Here is a 21,724-nt window from a genome sequence, read left to right on the forward strand (position 1 = left end):
CGCCCAGCCCCGCAGGGGCAGTACCTCGGCAGGATCCCCTGCCGACCCCTGCGGGCTGGGCGGTACCGGGCAATGCCGCAAGGGGTCTGCGAGAGACGCTTGACGTGGATCAAACCGTCGTTCCTGTGGATGATGTACCGCTGCGGCTGGGCCACGAAGGCGCACACCGACCGCGACACCTGGCAATGCCAGTTGAAGCGTGCGCCGGCCCGCGTCCAGTGGGACCCCGAGCGTGATCTGCAGTTGCAGCCCCTGCAGCACCGCTCACTGCAGCTCGGGCTCTCCGGTGAGGCTGTACGCCGTTACGCGGACGAGTCGGTCTCCATCAGCGACGTGACTCCGGGGAGGAGCGGCCGTATCCGGCGGGAGACGATCTCGTGGCGCACCTGCGCTAAAGCCCCGCCCCCCGGCGATTTCGTCCGCGTCGCAGCGGACGCCGGGGCTCCGGCCTACGATCGCTCGCATGCTGCTTCGCCGGATGGTGCGGATGGTGATGGTGCTTGCCGTGGCGCTTGTGGCGGCGGTCCAGGGGAGTACGGGGATGGCGCAGGCCGAGGCCGACCGGCCAGGGGCGGAGCGGCAGTTGCTGTTCTACAACCACGCCTACGGTGTGCTCGACCGGGAGACCGCCGATGCGATCGAGCACTCGGCCTATCTGCGGGACTTCGCCAACTTTCAGGTCCGTACGACGACCGGTGCCGGTGGAGTGACCTGGACCGGTCGCTATCTGATGGGGCGCGAGACCTATCTCGAACTGTTCGGGGTGGGCGATCTGCCCGGTCAGGACGGCAGCTTCGGCTCGGCCGGGATGGGTGTGTCGACGGAGCGGGCCGGGGATCTGGCGACGGTGACCGAGCGGCTGCGGGAGCAGGGCGTCGCCGAGCCGGTCGAGTTCCGGCAGACGCGCGACTTCGGGGACGGCGTACCGGTGCCGTGGTTCGACGCCGTCTTCACGACGACCGAGTACGACGCCTTCGGCGCCTGGGGGATGGAGTATCTGCCGGAGTACTTCGCCGACCCGCGCAGCAACACCGAGCCGGCCGGGCACCCCGGTGACGTCGGCCGTGAGCGCTATCTGTCCGACGGCTACCGCGACCGTCTGATGCGTGATGTGACCTCGGTCCGGCTCGCGGTCACCGCACGCGATCTCGCCGCCACGGTGCCGTTGCTGCGGGCCGGCGGGTTCGTGGTCAGGCCGGTGGCGGGCGGCGGCGTTCTGGCGAAGGGCGGTGGGACCACGATCCGGTTCGACGCCGTCGCACGCGAGCACGTGGGGCTACGGCAGGTCGAGATGTCGCTCAACCGGCCGGTGGGACACCGGCACGAGGAGCGGATCGGGCGGTCGACGCTCGTCGTCGGCCCGGGCGTCCGCGCCGTGTGGACCTTCGGTGACGCCGCATAGCGGCACCGGCACCGGCACGGCACCGCCGTACGCCTCAGCCCCCGCTCCCGTAAGGCCGCGTGATGATCTCCAGGTTGTGGCCGTTGGGGTCGTCGAAGTAGGTGCCGCGGCCGCCGTCGTTGTGGTTGATCTCGCCGGGGCGGGTGTGGTGCGGGTCCGCCCAGTGGGTCAGGCCGGCGTTCTGGATGCGGGCGAAGATCGTGTCGAAGTCGTCCTCGGAGACCAGGAACGCGTAGTGCTGCGGTGTGATCTCGCCGGATGTGTCCATGTAGTCGAGCGTCACGCCGTTGGGGATCTCGACGGGGATGAACGGGCCGTACTGCGGGCCGACTTCCAGTCCCAGGAGGTCGGCGAGGAACCGGGCCGAGGCCTTCTTGTCGTGTGCGGCGACGATGGTGTGGTTCAGCTCGACAGTCATCGTGGGGGCCTCCTCACGCAGCCTCACCCATCAACATACTCCGACGTCCATCCGACGGCTGAGTGCGTCGGACGGACGTCGGACGGACGTCGGACGGACGTCAGATCGTCGCCGTGTCGATCACGAACCGGTACCGGACGTCGCTCGCCAGCACCCGCTCGTACGCGTCGTTGATCTGGTCCGCGTCGATCAGCTCGATCTCGGCGCCGAAGCCGTGCTCGGCGCAGAAGTCCAGCATCTCCTGGGTCTCCTGGATGCCGCCGATGCCGGAGCCGGCGAGGGTCTTGCGGCCGCCGATCACCGAGAACAGGTTGAGGGAGACGGGCTCCTCGGGGGCGCCGACGTTCACGAAGGCGCCGTCCGTCTTGAGGAGGGACAGGAACTGGTCCAGGTTCAGCGGGGCCGAGACCGTGGAGAGGATCAGGTCGAAGGTGCCCTGGAGGTCCTCGAAGGTCTTCGGGTCGCTGGTGGCGTAGTAGTGGTCGGCGCCCAGCTTCAGGCCGTCGTCCTTCTTGCGCAGGGACTGCGACAGCACCGTCACCTCGGCGCCGAGCGCGTGCGCGATCTTGACGCCCATGTGGCCGAGGCCGCCCATGCCGAGGATCGCGACCTTCTTGCCGGGGCCGGCGTTCCAGTGCTTGAGCGGGGAGTACGTGGTGATGCCGGCGCAGAGCAGGGGCGCGGCCTCGTCGAGGGACAGGCCCTCGGGGATGCGGACCACGTAGTTCTCGTCCACGACGATCTGCTGGGAGTAGCCGCCGTAGGTGGGCTCGCCGTCCTTGTCGACGGCGTTGTACGTGCCGATCATGCCGCCGCCGGTGCAGTACTGCTCCAGGCCGGCCTTGCAGTTGTCGCACTCGCGGCAGGAGTCGACCATGCAGCCGACGCCGACGCGGTCCCCGACGGCGTACTTGGTGACACCGGGGCCCACCTCGGAGACGATGCCGGCGATCTCGTGGCCGGGCACCATCGGGAAGATGGCCTCGCCCCAGCCCTCGCGGGCCTGGTGGATGTCCGAGTGGCAGATTCCGGCGAACTTGATGTCGATCAGCACATCGAATTCGCGGACCGCGCGCCGCTCGATCGTCGTGCGCTCGAGCGGAGCCTTGGCGCCGGGTGCGGCGTATGCAGCAACAGTGGTCATGCCGGGGTTCTCCTAGCGGGATACGTGCGCCCGGCTGCCTTCTGACCGGGCACGACGTCCAGCGTGCCGAACGCGGCGACATTCACCCAGGCCACCGTTCTGTGTACGTTCACTGGTCCTACTACTGCTGGGGTCAGGCTCCGGTGCGTACGACCGTGAATACTTGAGGCATGGACGAACAGCTCGAACCCGTGCACGGGACCGCCGGCGGGGCCCTGGACCAGCGCGCCGAGCTCAGTGAGTTTCTGCGCACCCGGCGTGCCCGGCTGAAGCCGGAGGACGTCGGGTTGCCGGACTTCGGGCGGCACCGCCGGGTGCCGGGGCTGCGCCGCGAGGAGCTGGCGCAGCTGGCCGGGGTGTCCGTGGCGTACTACACGCGCCTGGAGCAGGGCAACGGGCGGAACGTGTCGGCGGAGGTGCTCGACGCGATCGCGCGGGCGCTGCGGCTGAGCGACGCCGAGCACGCGCATCTGACCCACCTGGCGAAGCCCAAGCAGAACAAGAAGAAGCAGGGCACGCGGACGGAGCAGGTGCGGCCCGCGCTGGCGCAGCTGCTGGACTCGATCGACGGGGTGCCCGCGTACATCACGGGCCGGCGTTCGGACATCCTCGCCTGGAACCGGATGGCGGCGGCGGTCTTCGGCGACTGGGCGGAGCTGCCGGTGCAGGAGCGGAACTGGGCGCGGCTGGTGTTCCTGCGGCCGGAGTACCGCGATCTGTTCATGGAGTGGGACCAGAAGGCGTTCGACATCGTCGCCTATCTGCGCATGGACGCGGGCTGCCACCCGGACGACCCGCGTCTGTCCGCGCTGGTCGGCGAACTCTCCGTCAAGAGCGAGGAGTTCCGGCGGCTGTGGGCCACCCATGACGTCAAGGAGAAGAGCTACGGCGTCAAGCGCCTGCGGCATCCCCTGGTCGGCGAGCTGACCCTGAACTTCGAGTCGTTCCGCCTCATCGACGGCACGGAACAGACCCTGATCACGTACCACGCGGAGCCGGGTTCACCGTCGGCGGAGGCGCTGCGGCTGCTGGCCAGCTGGGGAGCCGACGCGACGAAGGCCGGTACGGGCAGGCCCGCGACCGACTGACCGCTCACCCCTGATACGGCGGCGCCGCTCCCCAGGTCCACCTCGGCACCGGCTGTTCGGCGGGCGGCTTGGCGTCCGGGCCGGAGAAGTACACGGCCAGCCGCGTCCCCCACTCCACGTACGCCAGGAACGCCGAGCGGAACTCGGCGTCCGTCGGCAGGCCCGCCTCGTCCGCTGCGTCCTGGATGAGGTTCACCCAGCGGCGGCGCTGGGGCTCGGTGATGTTGCGGCCGAGGTGTTTGGCGACCATGTGGCCGTGGCCGCCCTGGGTCTCGGAGTAGGCGGGCGGGCCACCGAAGACCTCGCCGAGCCAGAGGGCGACGTGCTCGGCGTGCTCGGGCTCGAGACCGGCGAAGACCGGGGCGAGCAGGTCGTCCCCCAGGACCTTGTCGTAGAAGACCTCGGTCAGCCGGGCGAAGGCCTCCGTGCCGCCCGCCCAGGCGTACAGCGTGGGGACGGACGCGCCCGTGCCGCGTACCGTCGTCGGCTTGTAGTGGCGCATCTCCTCGATGCTGCCGGTGTACGGGCGGATCTCGGCGAGGAAGTCGGCGAACAGCTCGGACTTCCGGAAGCCTTCCAGATGGTCCTCGGTCGAGGTCCAGGTGATGCGCAGGACGAAGTGCTCGAAATCCTCCTCGCAGCGCGCGAGTTCGTAGTCGACGCACTGCGGGGCCGCCGCCAGCTGGGCCGCGGCTCGGGTGTAGGCGGCGAGGAACTCCGCCGACTGCTGCTCGGGGATGCGGTACCGGATGTATTCGACGCTGTGTGCGCTCATGGAACCCACACAAGCACGGCGGTACGGCGGACGCTGCTCCTCCGCCTGGGCGTCGGCTCAGCGCTCAGCGAAAGTCGGTTCCTGGGTCACGTACAGCCTTCTCATGCATCTCTTATCCCGGGCTTATGCCTTCATCACGGTGCGTACCTAGCTTGCGGCACATGTTCTTCACCTACCTGAGGCGCGAGCTGCGCCGCCGCAGAAAGGCGGCCCTCGTCGTCGCCTCCGGCCTCGCGCTGGGTATCGCGCTGGTCATCGTGGTCAACTCCGTGTCGTCCGGCATGGGGAAGGCCCAGGACAAGGTCCTCGAGTCGCTGTACGGGCTCGGCACGGACATGACCGTCACCAAGGCGGCCCCGGCATCATCGGATGGTGCACAACAGGCGCCTCGCTTCCGGTTCGACGCACAGGACGGCGAGGAGGAACAGAGCAGCGACCGCGTCGTCGTGCAGGGCTTCGAGACCCTGGCCGACTCCACCATCGCCAAGGTCGGCGACCAGGACGGCGTCTCCGACGCGGTCGGCGGCCTCAGCCTCCAGGTCCTCAAGGTGAACGGCAACTTCACGCCCGGCCAGTTCCAGCAGGGCGACGGCGGTGCCGGCGGCAGTGGCGGCGGCAGCCAGCCGCCGGGCGGCGAAGTCCGCGGCGGCGGCGCCGACTTCGACGTCGACAGCTACTCGGTCTACGGCACGGACGTCACCGAGCCTGCGCTCGGTCCGCTGACCTCCTCGAAGATCACCAGCGGTCGTACGTTCACGTCGTCGGAAACGAACGCCAAGGTCGTCATCGCCGACTCCGCCTACGCCAAGGAGAAGTCGCTGAAGACCGGCTCCACGGTCACCATCAAGGGCACCAAGTTCGAGGTCATCGGCATCGCCACGGCCGACAGCGGTGACTCGGCGGCCAACCTCTACATCCCGCTGAAGCAGGCCCAGACCCTCAGCGACTCCAAGGGCAAGGTCACCACGATCTACGTCCAGGCCACCGACTCCCAGCAGATCGACGCCGTCAAGTCCGAGATCCAGAAGAACATTTCCGGTACGACGGTGACGACTTCCGCGGACCTCGCGGACACGGTGTCCGGCTCCCTGTCCACCGCGTCCGACCTCGCGGCCAGCGTCGGCAAGTGGCTGTCGATCGTGGTGCTGGTGGCGGCGTTCCTGGTCGCCGGGCTGCTCACGTCGTCGGCCGTGTCCCGGCGCGTGCGGGAGTTCGGCACGCTCAAGGCGCTGGGGTGGAAGTCGGGGCGGGTGACCCGGCAGGTCGTCGGCGAGGCGATGGTCAACGGGCTGCTGGGCGGGGCGCTGGGGATCGCGCTGGGCTTGGCGGGAGCGTATGTGGTGACGGCCATCAGCCCCACGTTGCAGGCGCAGTTGGGCGGGGGCGGTGGTGGTGGCGGCGGTGGAGGCATAGGCGGCGGCCCGGCGCGGCAGGCATCGTCCACGACACTCGACGTCGCGCTGACCGCGCCCGTCAGTCTCACGACGGTCGCGCTCGCGGTTGCCCTTGCTGTCACGGGCGGTCTGATCGCCGGAGCGTTCGGCGGCTGGCGAGCGTCCCGCCTCCGCCCGGCGGACGCACTGCGCCGCGTCGAGTAGCCGACGCCTGCAGTAGCCGGTCGAGGGTGGGTCGCGCAGCCCGGCGCTGACGGGGCGCCGCCTGCGCCCACCCGTGCCGCCCCAGGCGGCACGCATGCCCGCAGCTTGGCGGCAGGTGCTACCGCCTGCCGGGTGGGCGCCGCCCCAGACGGCACGCATGCCCGCAGCTACGGCAGCGGCACGTATGCCTGCAGCCGGGCGGGGCGACTGCCCACAGCATGGCGGCAGGCGCTGCCGCCTGCCGGGTGGGCGCCGCCCCAGGCGGCACGACTGCCCGCAGCTACGGCAGCGGCACGTATGCCTGCAGCCGGGCGGGGCGACTGCCCGCAGCTTGGCGGCAGGTGCTGCCGCCTGCCGGGTGGGCGCCGCCCCAGGCGGCACGACTGCCCGCAGCTACGGCAGCGGCACGTATGCCTGCAGCCGGGCGGGGCGACTGCCCGCAGCTTGGCGGCAGGTGCTGCCGCCTGCTGGGTGGGCGCCGCCCCAGGCGGCACGACTGCCCGCAGCTTGACGGGAGGACAGCCCGCAGCTGAGCAGGCGGGACTGCAACCCCCTAAGGGGCGCGGGGAACTGCGCGACCAGCCCCCACCCACCCGCAGCCGAACACAACCCGAACCACCCCCGAACCCCACCCCACCCAGGAGCCACCCCATGTACGAACTCAGAAGCGTCACCAAGCGCTACACCCGAGGCAAGGAATCCATCGACGCCCTCGACGCCGTAGACCTCACCATCCCCGACGGCGACCGCCTCGTCATCCAGGGCCCCACCGGCGGCGGCAAGTCCACCCTCCTCCAGATGCTCGGCGCCCTCGACCGGCCCACCGCAGGTGAAGTCGTCCTCGACGGCACCGACTTGGCCAAACTCCCCGAAACCCGCCTCACAAAGGTCCGCAGCGAGAACATCGGCTTCGTCTTCCAGGCGTTCAACCTGATCCCCACCCTCACCGCACAGGAGAACGTCGAGACCGCCCTCGTCCCCCTCGGCGTGAAGGCGAACGAGCGGCGCGACCTCGCGGCGGACGCGCTCAAGTCCGTCGGCCTCGGCGAACGCCTCACGCATCTGCCCGGCGAGATGTCCGGCGGCCAGCAGCAACGCGTGGCGATCGCAAGGGCACTGGTGAAGCAACCGAAGGTGCTGCTCGCCGACGAACCCACCGGCAACCTCGACGAGTCGATGCGCGACGAGATCATGGACGTACTCGAATCCATGTGGAAGGAGCTCGGGCTCACCTTCATCATGGTCACCCACGACTCCGCGATCGCGAAGAAGGCCCCCCGCCTGGCCACCATCAAGAAGGGCCGCATCACGGTCAAGGAGAACGCGGTCTAGGACTGTTCCCGGGCACGGGCGACCGAGTGTGACCGCCGATTCCCGCAGGGCGGGACCCGGCGGTCCGCTCACGGCGTCACCGCTCTCAATCCACCATCGCCCCGCAGGAAATGTTCACGTCCGTCGACGTCAGCGTCCGTGCCTTGTCCGACGCCACGAACGCCGCCACGTCCCCGACGTCGCTCAACGTCGCCGCACGCCCGAGCAGCGTCTCCCGCTCGATGGAGGCGATGATTTCCTGCGCACCGTCGAACTCCGCCGGCAGCGTCTGAGGCACGCCGCCCGTCTTGAGGGTGACGACGCGAATGCCGTGCGGACCGAGTTCGACGGCCCACTGCCTCCGCAGCCCTTCGAGCGCGTCAAGGGCGATCTTGAAGCCGCCCAGCCCGGGCAGGGTCTGCGGACCGCCCCCGCCGAAGGCGAGGATCACGCCCGACCCGCGCCGGGTCATATGACGTGCCGCGGCCCTGGTGGTGAGGAACTGGCTGCGCATCGCGTTGGTGATCGGCTGGAGGAAGTCGCCGACGGTGATCTCGGTCAGCGGCTGCTGTACGTCGCCGTAGCCGATGACGTTGAACGAGATGTCGATCCGCCCCTCGCGCGCGGCGACGCCGTCGACGTACGTGTCCACCGCCCGCTCGTCGAGCGCGTCGACGACGGCCGGCTCCGCCACACCGTTCTCCGCGCGGATCTCGTCGGCCAGTTCGTCGAGCTTCTTCGCGGTGCGGCCGGCGAGATGGACCCGCGCGCCCTCGCGGGCGAAGGCGCGCGCCACCGCGCCTCCGATCGGCCCCCCGGCCCCGTACAGCACGGCCACTTTGTTCTCCAGCAGCATGTCCCGCTCCCCTTTCTCCGGATACGTCTTTCCTCGGGTACGTCTTCCTCGGGTACGTCGGGACAGATGGCCGGAATTCGACATCCATCTTGAGACCTCTCTCGAGATCTCTATTGAGGGCCTGATCACCCCCCGGCATACTGCGACATCCGGGGGGAGCATGCGCATGCGTACGAGACGTCCCCCCGCCGGGTGAACAGGGAATTCGCCCGGTACCTCAGGTAGGGGGAAGTTTGCGTAGACAAGTGAAAAGAGCAGGCGCGGCCGCTGTCGCCACAGCGGCCGCCGTCGCCCTCGCCGCGGGCATGACCAGCCCGGCGTCGGCGGAACCGGAGCAGAGGGGGGCCACCGGCTCCGCGAAGCTCGCCGCGCCCCACCGCATCACCCTCATCACGGGTGACCGGGTCGCCGTGGACACGAAGGGCCAAGTGGTGGGCCTGGAGCGGGCGGAGGGGCGCAAGCACATACCCGTGCAGGTCCGTGAATCCGACGGGCACACACTCGTCATACCCGCCGACGCGGCCCGTCTGGTCGCCGCCGGCAAGCTCGACCAGCGGCTGTTCGACATCACCGAGCTGAACAAGACTGCGACCCGTTCGTCCCAGAAGAACGGCCTGAAGGTCATCGTCGGCTACAAGGGCGCCGCCACCGCCGCCAAGTCCGACGTCCGGGACGCGGGCACGCTCCGCAGGACCCTGACCTCCCTGAACGCGGACGCCGTACAGACGCCGCAGAAGGACATGCCGGAGCTGTGGGACGCCGTCACCAACGGCGACAAGACGGCCTCCGGCATCGCGCACATCTGGCTCGACGGGGTCCGCAAGGCCAGCCTCGACAAGTCCGTGCCGCAGATCGGCGCCCCCAAGGCATGGGCGGCCGGCTACGACGGCAAGGGCGTCAAGATCGCCGTCCTGGACACCGGCGTGGACGCCACCCACGTCGACCTGAAGAACCAGGTCGTGGAGTCCAAGAACTTCACCACGGCCGCCGACGCACACGACCGCTACGGCCACGGCACGCACGTCGCGTCCATCGCGGCGGGCACCGGCGCCAAGTCGGGCGGCAAGTACAAGGGCGTCGCTCCGGGCGCCAAGATCCTCAACGGCAAGGTCCTCGACGACACCGGCTTCGGTGACGACTCCGGCATCCTCGCCGGCATGGAGTGGGCGGCCGCACAGGGCGCCGACGTCATCAACATGAGCCTCGGCGGCGGCGACACCCCGGAGATCGACCCGCTGGAGGCGGCGGTCAACAAGATCTCCGCCGAGACGGGCACGCTCTTCGCCATCGCCGCGGGCAACTCCGGCCCGGAGTCGGTCGGTTCGCCCGGCTCCGCGGACGCCGCCCTCACCGTCGGCGCCGTCGACGACAAGGACGTCCTCGCCCCGTTCTCCAGCACCGGCCCGCGCATCGGGGACGGTGCCATCAAGCCGGACGTCACCGCGCCGGGCGTGGACACCACGGCCGCCTCGGCCAAGGGCAGCATCATCGAGCAGGAAGTCGGCGAGAACCCGGCCGGCTACCTGACCATCTCCGGTACGTCGATGGCGACCCCGCATGTCGCGGGCGCGGCGGCGATCCTGAAGCAGCAGCACCCGGACTGGAACTACGCCGAGATCAAGGGCGCGCTGACCGGTTCCACCAAGGGCGGCAAGTACACGCCGTTCCAGCAGGGTTCGGGCCGCATCCAGGTCGACAAGGCCATCAAGCAGACCGTGATCGCCGACCCGGTGTCGGTGAGCTTCGGTACGCAGCAGTGGCCGCACACCGACGACACGCCGGTCACCAAGAAGCTGACGTACCGCAACCTCGGTACGGCGGCCGTCACGCTCAAGCTGACCTCCACGGCGACCAACCCGAAGGGGCAGGCCGCTCCGGCCGGCTTCTTCAAGCTGGGCGCCACCACGGTGACCGTCCCGGCGGGCGGCAAGGCGAGCGTCGACATGACCGTCAACACCAAGCTGGGCGGCACCGTCGACGGTGCGTACTCGGCGTATGTGACGGCGACGGGCGGCGGCCAGAGCGTCCGTACGGCGGCGGCGGTGCAGCGCGAGGTCGAGTCGTACGACCTCAAGGTCAAGCACATCGGCAAGGACGGGCAGCCGTCCGAGTACAACACCGTGCTGTTCGGCTACTCGGGCCTGGGCGCGAACCGCGCCTACTCGGTCCCGGCCGACGAGTCCGGCACGACCACGATGCGCGTGGCCAAGGGCACTTACCTGCTCGACGCCTGGATCGCCGAGGACTTCGCGAACTTCGAGGGCGGCATCGACTGGCTGGTCCAGCCGAGGCTGACCGTCACCAAGAACACCTCGGTGACGATCGACGCCCGTAAGACCAAGGCGGCCGACATCACGGTGCCGGACGCCGCGGCCAAGCAGACCTTCGGCATGATCGGTTACCTCTACGACGCGGCGGGTCTCGGCGTCGGCGTCGGCCTCGACTCCTTCGCCAATGTGCGCATGGCACCCCTCGGCGGGGAGGTCAACGGCCTCACGCAGACCTGGAACGGCCAGTGGACCAAGGGCGACGACACCGAGTACGACGTCGCCACCACCGCCAAGGTCAAGAAGATCCAGGGCGACAAGGTCCGCCACTTCAAGGCGGGCGAACTCGCCAAGGTGAAGAACGACATCGGTGCCGCCACCTCCGGAAAGACCGGCGGCATCTTCACGGTCGGCGCCTTCCCCGAGGACATCGTCCTCGGCAACGCGGTCGAGCAGAAGCTGCCCGGCACACGGACGCTGTACCTGTCGACGTCCGACAAGATCGAGTGGACGTACGACGTCGAGCAGTACGGCGGCAGGGACGCGGACGGCTACCCGATCCTGGAGGCGTCCTACACGCTCGGCGACTTCCTCAAGTTCGAGGGTGGCAAGACCTACAAGAAGACCTTCAACCGGGCGGTCTTCGGCCCGCATCTGAACTCCCAGTTCGGGCTGTTCCGCGAGGGCAACCAGATCTACGGGTACCTGCCGCTGTTCGCGGACAGCGTGGGACACGCGGGCTCGTCGCTGTTCACCTCGGTGAACACCTCGCTCTACCGCAACGGCACCAAGGTCGGCACCATTGACGACCCGCTGTTCGGCAACAAGGCGTTCAAGGTCCCGTCCGGCGACGCCGAGTACAAGCTGACGACGTCGGTCAAGCGGAGCGTCAAGGTCGCGGCCGCGTCCACGCGGATCGACGCGAGCTGGACCTTCCGCTCCAAGAAGCCGTCCGGCGACTTCGCCAAGCTCCCGGCGTCCACGGTCCGCTTCGCCGCGGCCACGGGCCCGGACAGCCGCGTCGAGGCCGACAAGACGGTCAAGATCCCGGTCACCGTCCAGGGCGCGGCCAAGGGCAGCAACCTCAAGTCCCTGACGGTGTACGTGTCGTACGACTACGGCCAGACCTGGAAGAAGGTCACCGTCTCGGGCGGCAAGATCACCGTGAAGAACCCGGCGAAGGGGAAGGCCATCTCCTTCCACGCCAAGATCACCGACAAGAAGAACAACAAGTCGACGATCTCGATCTACAACGCGTACTACGCCAAGTAGCACGCGAGTAGCTCGGCACAAGTGAGCGGCCTGTCCGGGACCTCGAGTCCCGGACAGGCCGCTTCCTTTGCGTCAGGTGAGGACCGGCGTCAGACCGCCGAACCCGCCTTCCACTGCGCCCAGTCCATGTTCCAGCCGTTCAGGCCGTTGTCCGGGGCGATGGTCTTGTCGCCGGTGTTCTGGACGACCACGACGTCACCGACGATCGAGTTGTTGTAGAACCAGTAGCCCGCCGTGCCCTTGTCGTTGGCGCCCTTGGTGTCGTTCAGGCCGACGCAGCCGTGGCTGGTGTTGGTGCTGCCGAAGACCGAGTCCGCGCCCCAGTAGTTGCCGTGGATGAAGGTGCCGGAGCTGGACAGGCGCATGGCGTGGGGTACGTCCTTGATGTCGTACTCGCCCTTGCCGTCGTCGTCGGTGAAGCCGACCGTCGCGCCGTTCATCCGGGTCTCCTTGAACTTCTCGGAGATCACCATCTGGCCCTCGTACGTCTTGTTCTCGGGCGAACCGGCGGAGATCGGGATGGTCTTGATCGTCTTGCCGTCCTGCGTGACCTTCATCTGCTTGGTGTTGGCGTCGACGTAGGAGACCTGGTTGCGGCCGATCTTGAAGGTGACCGTCTTCTGCTGGACGCCGTAGACACCCTCGGAGCCCTCGACGCCGTCGAGCGCGAGCTTCAGGGTGACGGTGGAGCCGCCCTTCCAGTACTCGTCCGGCCGGCAGTCCATGCGGGTCTCGTTGAACCAGTGGCAGACGACTTCCTGGCCGCTGCTGGAGGTGACGGTGACGCCCTTCTGGACGTCCGCCTTGTTGGTGATCGCCTTGTCGAAGTTGATCGACACCGGCATGCCCACACCCACCGTGGAGCCGTCCTCCGGCGTGAAGTAGCCGAGGAAGCTGTTGTCCGGGGAGACCGTGGAGAACGAGGCGTTCTCGTGGGCGACGCGGCCTTCGGAGTCCTTGGCCTCCGCCGTCACCTTGTAGGTGGTGGACCGCTCCAGCTGGACGCTGGGCTTCCAGCTGGTCTTGTCGGCGGATATCTCGCCCTCGACGGCGGCGCCGGCCTCCGTGGTCATCTTCACCTCGGTGAGCGTGCCCTTGCTCACGGTGACGGCGGTGCCCTTGTTGATGGAGGCGTTGTCCGAGCCGTCCTTCGGCGTGATCTTGATCTGGGCCTCGGAGGTCTTCTTGGCCGCCGCCTCGTCGACCTTCGCCTGCGAGGTGTCGTTGCCCCCGCCGGACGCGTCGTCGCCGCCGCCGGAACAGGCCGAGAGCACCAGGACACCACCGAGCAGTGCGGACGCGGCCATCATGCCCCTGCGCCGCTTACTGTCCGTCATCACACGCTTCTCCATCGTCGCCGAATCCCCAAAACCCCGAATGTCCCCGTTGACAAACATCCCGTAAGAAACTTCAACGCTCAGACCGGTGCCTCCCGTTCCACATCCGTCGGATGTGTGGGGCACACCACGTTCGCGGGGCGAGTGGTGTTCATGTCGGTCAGTGCGCCCCCTGAGACGACGAAACCCCGGGCGGTGGTTGCCGCCCAGGGTCATCAATTTCCCAAGCAGCGTCAGCCGACCGCCTTCTCGGCGTCTTCCTCGTCGCCGTCACCGTCGTCGCCATCATCCTCGTCGAGGTCCCACTCGGGCGACTCCGGGTCGTATTCGATCTGCTCACTGCTCCAGGAGGCCTGCTGGAGCTCGATTCCCGGCACCTCGCTGACCAGGTCGAACGGGTCCACGAGATACGCGAGGGCCTCCGCCGTGTCTTCCGTCACAGCGCTCTGTGCGTGTACCCGTTCCTGCTGCGGCATATCAGCGTCTTCCGCGATGCGCTGAAGTGCCGCTTTCGTGAGGTCGCCGGCATCGTCGACCTCGATCACCAGCTCCACGCGAAGCCGGACAAAACGTGATGTCTCTGCAGTGCTCATGCCCGGAGCGTACGACCCACAGCTCCCGTGACTTTCCCGTGACCCGCCACCTTCACTAACATCGCCTCACACGGCCAATTCGCCAGCGCCACAAGGGGATCGATATTCCGTGTCATCCGCTCGCCGTCCGTTGCTGACCGCCGCCGCCGCGGGCACCCTGCTGGGTGCCCTGTGGTTCGTCCCGTCCGCCAACGCGACGATGGAAAGCCCGGCCAGAACGGAGCCTTCGGCGACCCCGACCTCGCAGGTCACCACGCAGGCCCGGGTCACCACGGAGACTTCCGCCGACGGCACCGAACTCGCCGACACCGGAAGCTTCGACACGACGCCGTACGTCGTCGGCGGGACGTTCTTCCTCGCCCTCGGTGCCGGGTTCGTGGTGTATTCGGTACGGCGTGAGCGACTGGGTTTTTGACCCACTTGACGTGTCTTTGACTTGGGACGCATAGTCCGCCCATGAAGAGATCATCGGGCGCGCGCACAGCCGCCGCGGTCGCCGTGAGCACGCTGTCGCTCGCCCTTGTCACCGGTTGTTCCACCGAGGAGTCGGGCGGCTCCAAGTCGCTCGGCTCCGAGTCCGCCGCGCCGGCCCAGGCCGCGAAGGCGCGCAGCGCGGGCGAGTTGGAGAAGCTGCTGCTCGCCGAGGGCGAGGTCAAGGGCTACAAGGTCGCCTCCGGCGACGACACCCTGCCGAAGTCCCAGAGCGTCGTGAAGACCGACAAGGCCGCGTGCGCGCCGCTCGCCTGGGCCATGGCCGGTCTCGCGCCGGGCGACACGGACGCGAGCGTGAGCAACACGGTCACCGCCGACCCGTCGGACGCCGCCTCCAAGCCCGCCGAGGACGTCACCGAGGCCGACATCGAGAACGCCTTCTCGGTCAACATGACCTTCGTGGGCCTCTCCTCGTACGAGGGCGACGGCGCCGAGAAGGCCGTCAAGGCCGTCTCCGACGGCATCGCGGCCTGCTCCGGCGGGTTCACCATCACCGCCCAGGGCGAGACCCAGAAGATCACCAAGGTCTCTTCCCAGCAGGCCCCCACGGGTGGCGACGAGTCCGTCGCGTTCTCCGTGGTCTCCGACATGGACGGCGAGGGCACGGCCACCTTCAACACGCAGGTGGTGCGCATCGGCGGCACCGTCTCGACGTACTACACGGTGGACTTCGCGCAGCTGGGCACCGGCAAGGCGGCCGAGGTCCCGTCGGCCGTGGTCGACGCGCAGGCGGCCAAGCTCAAGTGACCACCGGGGCCCTGCCGGTCGTACGGCAGGGCCCCCTCACCCGTCCTACTGGAGCGGCCCGGTGACGGCCTCCACCGCCGCCAGCAGCCGCCCGTCCCGCACGAACGCGTCCGCCGCCGCGAGGTCGGGCGCCAGGAACCGGTCCGGGCCGGGACCCGCCACACCCGCCGCCCGTGCGGCCTCGATGACGGCCCGCGACGCGGGCGCCGGAGTGAGCCCCTCGCGCAACTCGACGGCGCGTGTGGCGGCGTACAGCTCGATGGCGACGACCCGGGTGAGGTTGTCGACGGCCGTTCGCAACTTGCGAGCCGCCGACCAGCCCATGGAGACATGGTCCTCCTGCATCGCGGAGGACGGAATCGAGTCGGCCGACGCCGGTACGGCCAGCCGCTTCATCTCACTCACCAGCGCGGCCTGCGTGTACTGAGCGATCATCAGCCCGCTGTCCACCCCCGGGTCGTCCGCGAGGAACGGCGGCAGCCCGTGGCTGCGGTTCTTGTCGAGCAGCCGGTCGGTACGGCGCTCGGCGATCGACGCGAGATCGGCGGCGGCGATGGCGAGGAAGTCGAGGACATAACCCACGGGCGCGCCATGGAAGTTGCCGTTGGACTCGACGCGTCCGTCGGGCAGTACGACGGGATTGTCGACGGCGGAGGCGAGTTCGCGTTCGGCGACCAGCCGGGCGTGGGTCATGGTGTCGCGTCCGGCGCCTGCGACCTGCGGAGCACACCGCACGGAATACGCGTCCTGGACGCGGGGTGCGTCGTCCTGGTGATGCCCGGTCAGGCCCGAACCCTTCAGCACGGCCAGCATGTTGGCGGCGGAGGCGCTCTGGCCCGGGTGCGGGCGGATGGCGTGCAGTTCGGGCGCGAGGACCTTGTCCGTCCCGAGGAGGGCTTCGAGGCTGAGGGCGGCGGTGACGTCGGCGGACTTGTAGAGGGTGTCGAGGTCGGCGAGGGCCATCACCAGCATGCCGAGCATGCCGTCGGTGCCGTTGAGGAGGGCGAGGCCTTCCTTCTCACGGAGCTCGACGGGCCGGATCCCGTGCTCGGCGAGAAGCTCGGCGGCGGGCCTCAGGGTCCCGTCCGGGCCCTCAGCGTCCCCCTCACCCATCAGCGTGAGGGCGCAGTGGGACAGCGGGGCCAGGTCGCCGGAGCAGCCGAGGGAGCCGTACTCGTGCACGACGGGGGTGATGTGGGCGTTGAGCAGGTCGGCCATGGTCTGCGCGACCTCGGGCCGGACACCGGTGTGCCCCGAGCAGAGTGTCTTCAGTCGCAGGAACATCAAGGCCCGTACGACCTCCCGCTCCACCCTCTCCCCCATCCCGGCGGCGTGCGAGCGGACGATGTTGCGCTGCAGCTGGGCCCGCATCTCCTGGCTGATGTGCCGGGTCGCGAGGGCGCCGAAGCCGGTGCTCACGCCGTAGACGGGGTCGGGTTTGGCGGCCAGCGCCTCCACGATCTCGCGAGCCGCGGCAAGGGCGGCCACGGCCTCCGCGGAGAGCTCGACCCGGGCGCCGTCGCGCGCCACGGCGAGAACGTCGGACGCGGTCACCCCGGACGTCCCCACCACCACAGTGTGCATATCCATATTCAGGAGAGTAGTGAGTGAATTCGAAGATGTCACGAGTGGGTGCGGGTTTCACCCCTTACCGATTTGGTCACACCGTCCCGCCGTCACGCGGGCGTCAGCGCCGCCCCCGGAACCGGCGCCGCTCGGCACCGGTGTCGCGGGAGGGTTCGTCGGCGAGCCGTACGACGGGATCGTCCGGCCCTTCGCGACCGGCGACGACCGGCTTGGTGGCCCGTACGGCCTTGGCGCGGTACTGGGCGGCGTCCGCGAGCCGGAACAGCCGCCGGGCAGAGCGAACGGGCCCGATCGGGTCCCCCGTCGACGCGACCCCGCAGGCGACCCCCTCCCCCAGCTCCAACTCGGCGGCCCGGCGGCAGAGTTCGTCGGCGGCCCGGACGACCTCGTCGGCGGGCGGCCCGACGGCGAGCAGACAGAACTCGTCACCGCCGAGGCGGGCGGCGAGCGTGCCGGGCAGCATGGCCCCGCACAACGACAACACCGACCCGAACCGCTCGAGCAGCCGGTCCCCGACGGCATGCCCGCGCGTGTCATTGACCCTCTTGAGCCCATTGAGATCACAGACGACCAGACTGACGACGACCCCGTGAGCGCGATGCCGCTCGACGGCTTCTTCGAGACGCACGTCGACGGCACGGCGGTTGGCAAGCCCGGTGAGCGCGTCGGTGTATGCCAGCCTCCTCGCCTCCTCCAGCCGCTCGGCCTGGGCGATCCCGGCGGCGACGACAGCGGCGAGGACGGTGGCGAAGTCGGCGTCGGCCCGGTCGAACACGGGCTCCCCGACGGCCCGGGCGACATACAGCTCGCCCCAGGCCCGCCCGTGCAGCACGATCGGGGCGACGACACAGCAGCCGCGGCCACGGCGGCGCAGGGCGGCAACGCGCTGATGGACATAACCGGGCCGCCCTGCAGTAGGCCCATCAGCGGTCTCGACCCAGGCGTCGGGTTCCCCACCCCCAGCCCACCGCTCATGCAGAAACTCGGTGATCTCGGGAAACTGATGCACCGGATAAGCCTCATCCTCAGGGAACTCCACCTCCCCCGCGGCCCGCTCCCCCACATTCACCAGCACCCTCAGCCGCCCCCGATCCCGCTCCCACACCGACAGCGCCGCAAAGCTCCCCCCCAGGGCCCGACACGCCCCACCGGCCGCCGCCCGCCACGCCTCCCGCGACCCATGCGCAGCCGCCATACCCTGCGCCAACGCCACGACCGCCGCGAGCCGGATGTCCTCACCCATCACTCCAGGCTAGGGAGGAAGTGGGCGAACCGGGACATTGATGCGGCGAACAGGTGGGCACGAGGTCCCTGCGGGGGCGGGGCGGCCACAGCCCGCCGGCGTACGGCGGCGCAGCCCTGCCAGGGCGCCGAGACGCAGCCCTTCCCGGGTGCGGGGGCGCAGCGCCGGTGGGGTGCAGGGGCGAAGGCCCGCACGGGTCCGGGGGCGCAGCCCCGGTGGGGTGCAGGGGCGAAGCCCCGCGGGGGTCCGGGGGCGCAGCCCCGCGGGGGGTTCAGGGGCGAAGGCTCACGGGTCCGGGGGCGAAGCCCCGGTGGGGTGCACGGGCGAAGCCCCGCACGGGTCCGGGGGCGCAGCCCCGCGGGGGGTTCAGGGGCGAAGGCTCACGGGTCCGGGGGCGAAGCCCCGGTGAGGTGCACGGGCGAAGGCCCATGGGTCCGGGGGCGAAGCCCCGGTGAGGTGCACGGGCGAAGCCCCGCGGGGGTCCGGGGGCGAAGCCCCGGTGGGGTGCACGGGCGAAGCCCCGCACGGGTCCAGGGGCGCAGCCCCGGCGGGGTGCAGGGACGAAGCCCCGCACGGGTCCAGGGGCGCAGCCCCGGCGGGGTGCACGGGCGAAGCCCCGCACGGGTCCAGGGGCGCAGCCCCGGTGAGGTGCACGGGCGAAGCCCCGCACGGGTCCAGGGGCGCAGCCCCGGTGAGGTGCACGGGCGAAGCCCCGCACGGGTCCAGGGGCGTAGTCCCCTGGCGGGGTCGAAGGGGCGGAGCCCCTTCAGGATGGGACGGGTAGGGGCGGCGGGGGCGATTACTCGCCCGGCCAGTCAGGGCGCCGCTTCTCGTTGAACGCCGCTACCCCCTCCGCCCGGTCCCCCGAGAACGCCACCGCCCGCCACGCCGAGTCCTCGACCTCCAGGCCGGCCCGCAGGTCCAGTCCGAACCCCACCCGCAACGCCCGCTTGGCCGCCCGGAGACCTACGGGGGAGTTCGCCGCGATCCGGGACGCCAATGCCAGCGCCTCCTCCCGGTCCCGCCCCGCCTCCACGAGCTGATCCACGAGCCCCAACTCCCGCGCCTCGACCGCCTCGACCCGCCGCGCGGAGAAGATCAGCTCGGCCGCCCGCGCCGCCCCCACCCGCCGCGGCAGCAACTGCGTCCCCCCACCCCCCGGAATCACCCCCACCGACACCTCGGGCAACCCCACCACCGCCGTCCGGTCGGCCACGATCACGTCACACGACAGCGCCAGCTCGAACCCACCCCCCAGCGCAAACCCATGCACCGCCGCGATCACCGGCACCGGCAGCTCCAGCACCCCGGTGTACGCCCCCCGCGCCACCGGCCGCTGCCGCACCAGCTCGGCATCGGTGAAGGAGTTCCGCTCCTTCAGATCCGCCCCGACGCAGAACGCCCGCTCATGGGTCGACGTCAGCACGACCACCCGTACGCCCTTGTCGCCCCCCAGCGCCGTACACGCCGCCGCGATGGAGCGGGCCATCTCCGTAGACACGGCGTTCATGACCTTGGGCCGGTCGAGGGCCAGCTCGGCGACATACCCCTCCCCGTGCCGCCGCACCAGCACGAACTCCCCGAACCGTTCCTCGCTCATGACACCCTCCGGGTTAACGCGGGTTAACAACAGCATGCGCCCCGATCATCGCAGCCATCCCGGGCCGGGAAAAGGCGGGGACGAGGCCGGGAAAAAGGCCGGGAAAAGTCCGACGCCGGTTCCCGGCCCGCCCCCGAACTCCCCCTTCGAGTGACATCCCGCCCGACTCCCACCCGACCGCCCACACCACCGCATATCGTGCGCTGCGCCACGCGCAACGGGGAGGATCGCGGTGACGGACCAGAACACACCAGCACGTCAGCGGGGCCGCCACCGCAAACCCCGCCCCCGCAAGCTGCTCCTCGCCGCCGGAGGCCTCGCCGTGGCCGCCGGCGTACTGAGCCTCGTACGCCTGACCCCCGACCCCGACGTCAGCCACCTCGGAACCGCGGAAGCCGAGCCCGAGCCTCGCCCGGATCCAGGCACCGACCGCAAGACGAACACAGCGGCAACCACGGCGGCCACCCCCACCGCGCTCCCGACAGCGGCTTCAGTGATCCGCGCCCCCGCGAAGCCACCCTCCGCGCCGCCCACGAGGACAACCCCGACGCCGGCGGAAGCGCCCACCACCGTCCCCCCGACACCCCACCCGCCGCCGACGACAAGCACCGCCCCACAACCGACGCCCACCCAGCCCAGCAATTCCCCGACCCCCACACCGAGTCAGCCCGGCATCTGCGTCCCGGTCATCGGCCTCTGCGTAGACCCACTCTCCGCCAACGACTAACGGAACTGCAGCGCCCCGAAGGGGCGCGGGGAACTGCGCGACCAGCCACAACAAACCCGCACCCAACACACAACCGTCACCCCGACGGCGCCCTCCGCGTAAGCAACCACGGCTCCACCACACCAAGCCCCCGCACCGGCCGCTGCCACATCGGCTGAAGCGCGAAGCGATACGTCGGCGGCTCCTCCCCCTCCTTCTCCGCAGCCGCAGCCGCCTCCGCGGCCTCCGCCTCGGACGCGGGCGCGTCCCCGGTCCGGATCAGGTCCTCCGCGAAGGCACTGTCGACGAGCACGGCATCACGCGGAGCTATCGACGTCAGCCGGGACGCCAGATTCACGGTCGTACCGAAGACATCGCCCATACGAGTGGTCACCGTGCCGAACGCGATGCCCACGCGGAGCTCCGGCATCGTCTCGTCGTTCGCCATCGTCTCGATCAGCCGCAGCGCGATCTCCGCGGCGACACCCGCGTCGTCGGCGCTGTACAGCACCTCGTCCCCGAGCGTCTTGACGAGCCGCCCCCCGTGCGCGGCCACCAGGTCGGCGGCGGTGGTCTCGAAGGCCTCGACCAGTTCGCCGAGTTCCTCCTCCTCCATACGGCGGGTCAGCCGCGTGAACCCGACGAGGTCCGCGAAGCCCACGGCGAGGCGCCGGTCGACCATCTCCTCGTCGTCGGCGGCCTGGACGACCCGGCCGGCCGAGGCGGCGAGCTGGCGCCGCCAGACGTAGACGAGGAACTCCTCCAGTTCCGGCAGGAGCAGCTCGATGATCGGGTACGTCACCTCGGTGCGCGTCATGCCGGGCTCGGGCGGCTCGGTCAGGCCCTCCAGGAAGGAGTCGATCTGCCACTCGGCCAGCCGGGCGGTGGTCTGCCCGGTGGAGCGCGCCACCTGCACGGCCATCGCCTCGCTCAGCAGCCCCGCCTCCACGAGACCGGCGAGCCGCCGCAGCGCCAGTACGTCTGCCTCCGTGAGCGCCCTGGCCTGGCCGATGTCGGCGAACCCCATCGCCCGCCAGAAACGGGAGGCCAGCTCCATGGAGACGCCCGCGCTACGGGCCGCCTGGAAGGGGGTGTAACGGCGTTCCGCGCCGAGGATGAGCTGTTCGAGGCGGAGGGCGAGGGGGTCCTCGCCGGGGTCGGTGGCGTCGGGGTCCCCCCGGTCGTCGGGGTCGCCCCGCTCGATCGAAGCCGAGAGAGCATCCACCCGGCCGTCCGGGTCCCTGCCGGAGCCCGTGTCGTCGACGGTCACGCCTGCTGCCCTTCCGAT

18 protein-coding genes and 1 pseudogene are annotated in these 21,724 nt (G+C 70.0%); 9 read left to right on the forward strand and 10 right to left on the reverse strand.

The window, feature by feature from the left end:
* Window positions 1-72 precede the first annotated feature (72 nt).
* A pseudogene (locus OG828_RS19100) lies at window positions 73-395 on the forward strand (DUF4291 family protein).
* 92 nt (window positions 396-487) lie between these two features.
* A complete protein-coding gene (locus OG828_RS19105) occupies window positions 488-1,402 on the forward strand; it encodes a DUF5829 family protein (protein ID WP_328371974.1) in 915 nt (304 codons plus the stop codon).
* Between the two features lie 34 nt (window positions 1,403-1,436).
* Here the strand turns inward: OG828_RS19105 and OG828_RS19110 are convergent, their stop codons facing one another.
* Both OG828_RS19110 and OG828_RS19115 read right to left on the reverse strand, forming a co-directional pair.
* Window positions 1,437-1,820: a VOC family protein gene (locus OG828_RS19110; RefSeq protein WP_328501811.1), complete on the reverse strand. Its 384-nt coding sequence runs from the start codon at window positions 1,818-1,820 to the stop codon at window positions 1,437-1,439.
* 100 nt (window positions 1,821-1,920) lie between these two features.
* Entirely contained in the window at window positions 1,921-2,964 is a 1,044-nt protein-coding gene (locus tag OG828_RS19115; protein ID WP_328501812.1) for an NAD(P)-dependent alcohol dehydrogenase, read from the reverse strand.
* Window positions 2,965-3,134: 170 nt separating this feature from the next.
* Here OG828_RS19115 and OG828_RS19120 point away from each other — a divergent pair, with 170 nt between their 5' ends.
* A complete protein-coding gene (locus OG828_RS19120; RefSeq protein WP_328438832.1) occupies window positions 3,135-4,052 on the forward strand; it encodes a helix-turn-helix domain-containing protein in 918 nt (305 codons plus the stop codon).
* A 4-nt stretch (window positions 4,053-4,056) separates the two neighbouring features.
* Here the strand turns inward: OG828_RS19120 and OG828_RS19125 are convergent, their stop codons facing one another.
* On the reverse strand, window positions 4,057-4,827 hold the full coding sequence (locus OG828_RS19125) for a group II truncated hemoglobin (protein ID WP_328501813.1): 771 nt from the start codon (window positions 4,825-4,827) through the stop codon (window positions 4,057-4,059).
* 161 nt (window positions 4,828-4,988) lie between these two features.
* On the opposite strand from OG828_RS19125, the gene OG828_RS19130 reads away from it, so the two are divergent.
* Both OG828_RS19130 and OG828_RS19135 read left to right on the forward strand, forming a co-directional pair.
* Window positions 4,989-6,425, forward strand: coding sequence for an ABC transporter permease (locus tag OG828_RS19130; protein WP_328501814.1), 1,437 nt, complete (start codon window positions 4,989-4,991; stop codon window positions 6,423-6,425).
* A gap of 651 nt (window positions 6,426-7,076) precedes the next feature.
* Window positions 7,077-7,757, forward strand: a complete 681-nt coding sequence (locus OG828_RS19135) for an ABC transporter ATP-binding protein (RefSeq protein WP_328358027.1) — start codon at window positions 7,077-7,079, stop codon at window positions 7,755-7,757.
* An 85-nt stretch (window positions 7,758-7,842) separates the two neighbouring features.
* Here the strand turns inward: OG828_RS19135 and OG828_RS19140 are convergent, their stop codons facing one another.
* On the reverse strand, window positions 7,843-8,592 hold the full coding sequence (locus OG828_RS19140) for an SDR family NAD(P)-dependent oxidoreductase (protein ID WP_328501815.1): 750 nt from the start codon (window positions 8,590-8,592) through the stop codon (window positions 7,843-7,845).
* Between the two features lie 245 nt (window positions 8,593-8,837).
* On the opposite strand from OG828_RS19140, the gene OG828_RS19145 reads away from it, so the two are divergent.
* Window positions 8,838-12,131: a S8 family peptidase gene (locus tag OG828_RS19145; protein WP_328501816.1), complete on the forward strand. Its 3,294-nt coding sequence runs from the start codon at window positions 8,838-8,840 to the stop codon at window positions 12,129-12,131.
* Between the two features lie 89 nt (window positions 12,132-12,220).
* Here the strand turns inward: OG828_RS19145 and OG828_RS19150 are convergent, their stop codons facing one another.
* A complete protein-coding gene (locus OG828_RS19150; protein WP_328501817.1) occupies window positions 12,221-13,483 on the reverse strand; it encodes a L,D-transpeptidase in 1,263 nt (420 codons plus the stop codon).
* Window positions 13,484-13,701: 218 nt separating this feature from the next.
* Window positions 13,702-14,061, reverse strand: a complete 360-nt coding sequence (locus OG828_RS19155) for a hypothetical protein (protein WP_328358039.1) — start codon at window positions 14,059-14,061, stop codon at window positions 13,702-13,704.
* A gap of 130 nt (window positions 14,062-14,191) precedes the next feature.
* On the opposite strand from OG828_RS19155, the gene OG828_RS19160 reads away from it, so the two are divergent.
* Entirely contained in the window at window positions 14,192-14,476 is a 285-nt protein-coding gene (locus OG828_RS19160; protein ID WP_328442357.1) for an LPXTG cell wall anchor domain-containing protein, read from the forward strand.
* Window positions 14,477-14,517: 41 nt separating this feature from the next.
* Window positions 14,518-15,300 (forward strand): hypothetical protein, encoded by a 783-nt coding sequence (locus OG828_RS19165; protein ID WP_328358042.1) that lies wholly within the window; start codon window positions 14,518-14,520, stop codon window positions 15,298-15,300.
* 45 nt (window positions 15,301-15,345) lie between these two features.
* Here OG828_RS19165 and hutH read toward each other — a convergent pair whose 3' ends face one another.
* The 3 genes from hutH to OG828_RS19180 form a co-directional block, all read right to left on the reverse strand.
* A complete protein-coding gene (gene hutH / locus OG828_RS19170) occupies window positions 15,346-16,884 on the reverse strand; it encodes a histidine ammonia-lyase (RefSeq protein WP_328504893.1) in 1,539 nt (512 codons plus the stop codon).
* A gap of 103 nt (window positions 16,885-16,987) precedes the next feature.
* Window positions 16,988-18,130: a GGDEF domain-containing protein gene (locus OG828_RS19175; protein WP_328358044.1), complete on the reverse strand. Its 1,143-nt coding sequence runs from the start codon at window positions 18,128-18,130 to the stop codon at window positions 16,988-16,990.
* A 799-nt stretch (window positions 18,131-18,929) separates the two neighbouring features.
* Window positions 18,930-19,730 carry an enoyl-CoA hydratase/isomerase family protein gene (locus OG828_RS19180; protein ID WP_328501818.1) on the reverse strand — a complete coding sequence of 267 codons (801 nt, stop codon included), beginning with the start codon at window positions 19,728-19,730 and terminating at the stop codon, window positions 18,930-18,932.
* Window positions 19,731-19,962: 232 nt separating this feature from the next.
* Here OG828_RS19180 and OG828_RS19185 point away from each other — a divergent pair, with 232 nt between their 5' ends.
* Entirely contained in the window at window positions 19,963-20,457 is a 495-nt protein-coding gene (locus tag OG828_RS19185; protein ID WP_328501819.1) for a hypothetical protein, read from the forward strand.
* 76 nt (window positions 20,458-20,533) lie between these two features.
* Here OG828_RS19185 and OG828_RS19190 read toward each other — a convergent pair whose 3' ends face one another.
* Entirely contained in the window at window positions 20,534-21,706 is a 1,173-nt protein-coding gene (locus OG828_RS19190; RefSeq protein ID WP_328358053.1) for an adenylate/guanylate cyclase domain-containing protein, read from the reverse strand.
* Window positions 21,707-21,724 lie beyond the last annotated feature (18 nt).

Origin of the sequence: Streptomyces sp. NBC_00457, from assembly GCF_036014015.1 — a bacterium.
Classification (GTDB): domain Bacteria; phylum Actinomycetota; class Actinomycetes; order Streptomycetales; family Streptomycetaceae; genus Streptomyces.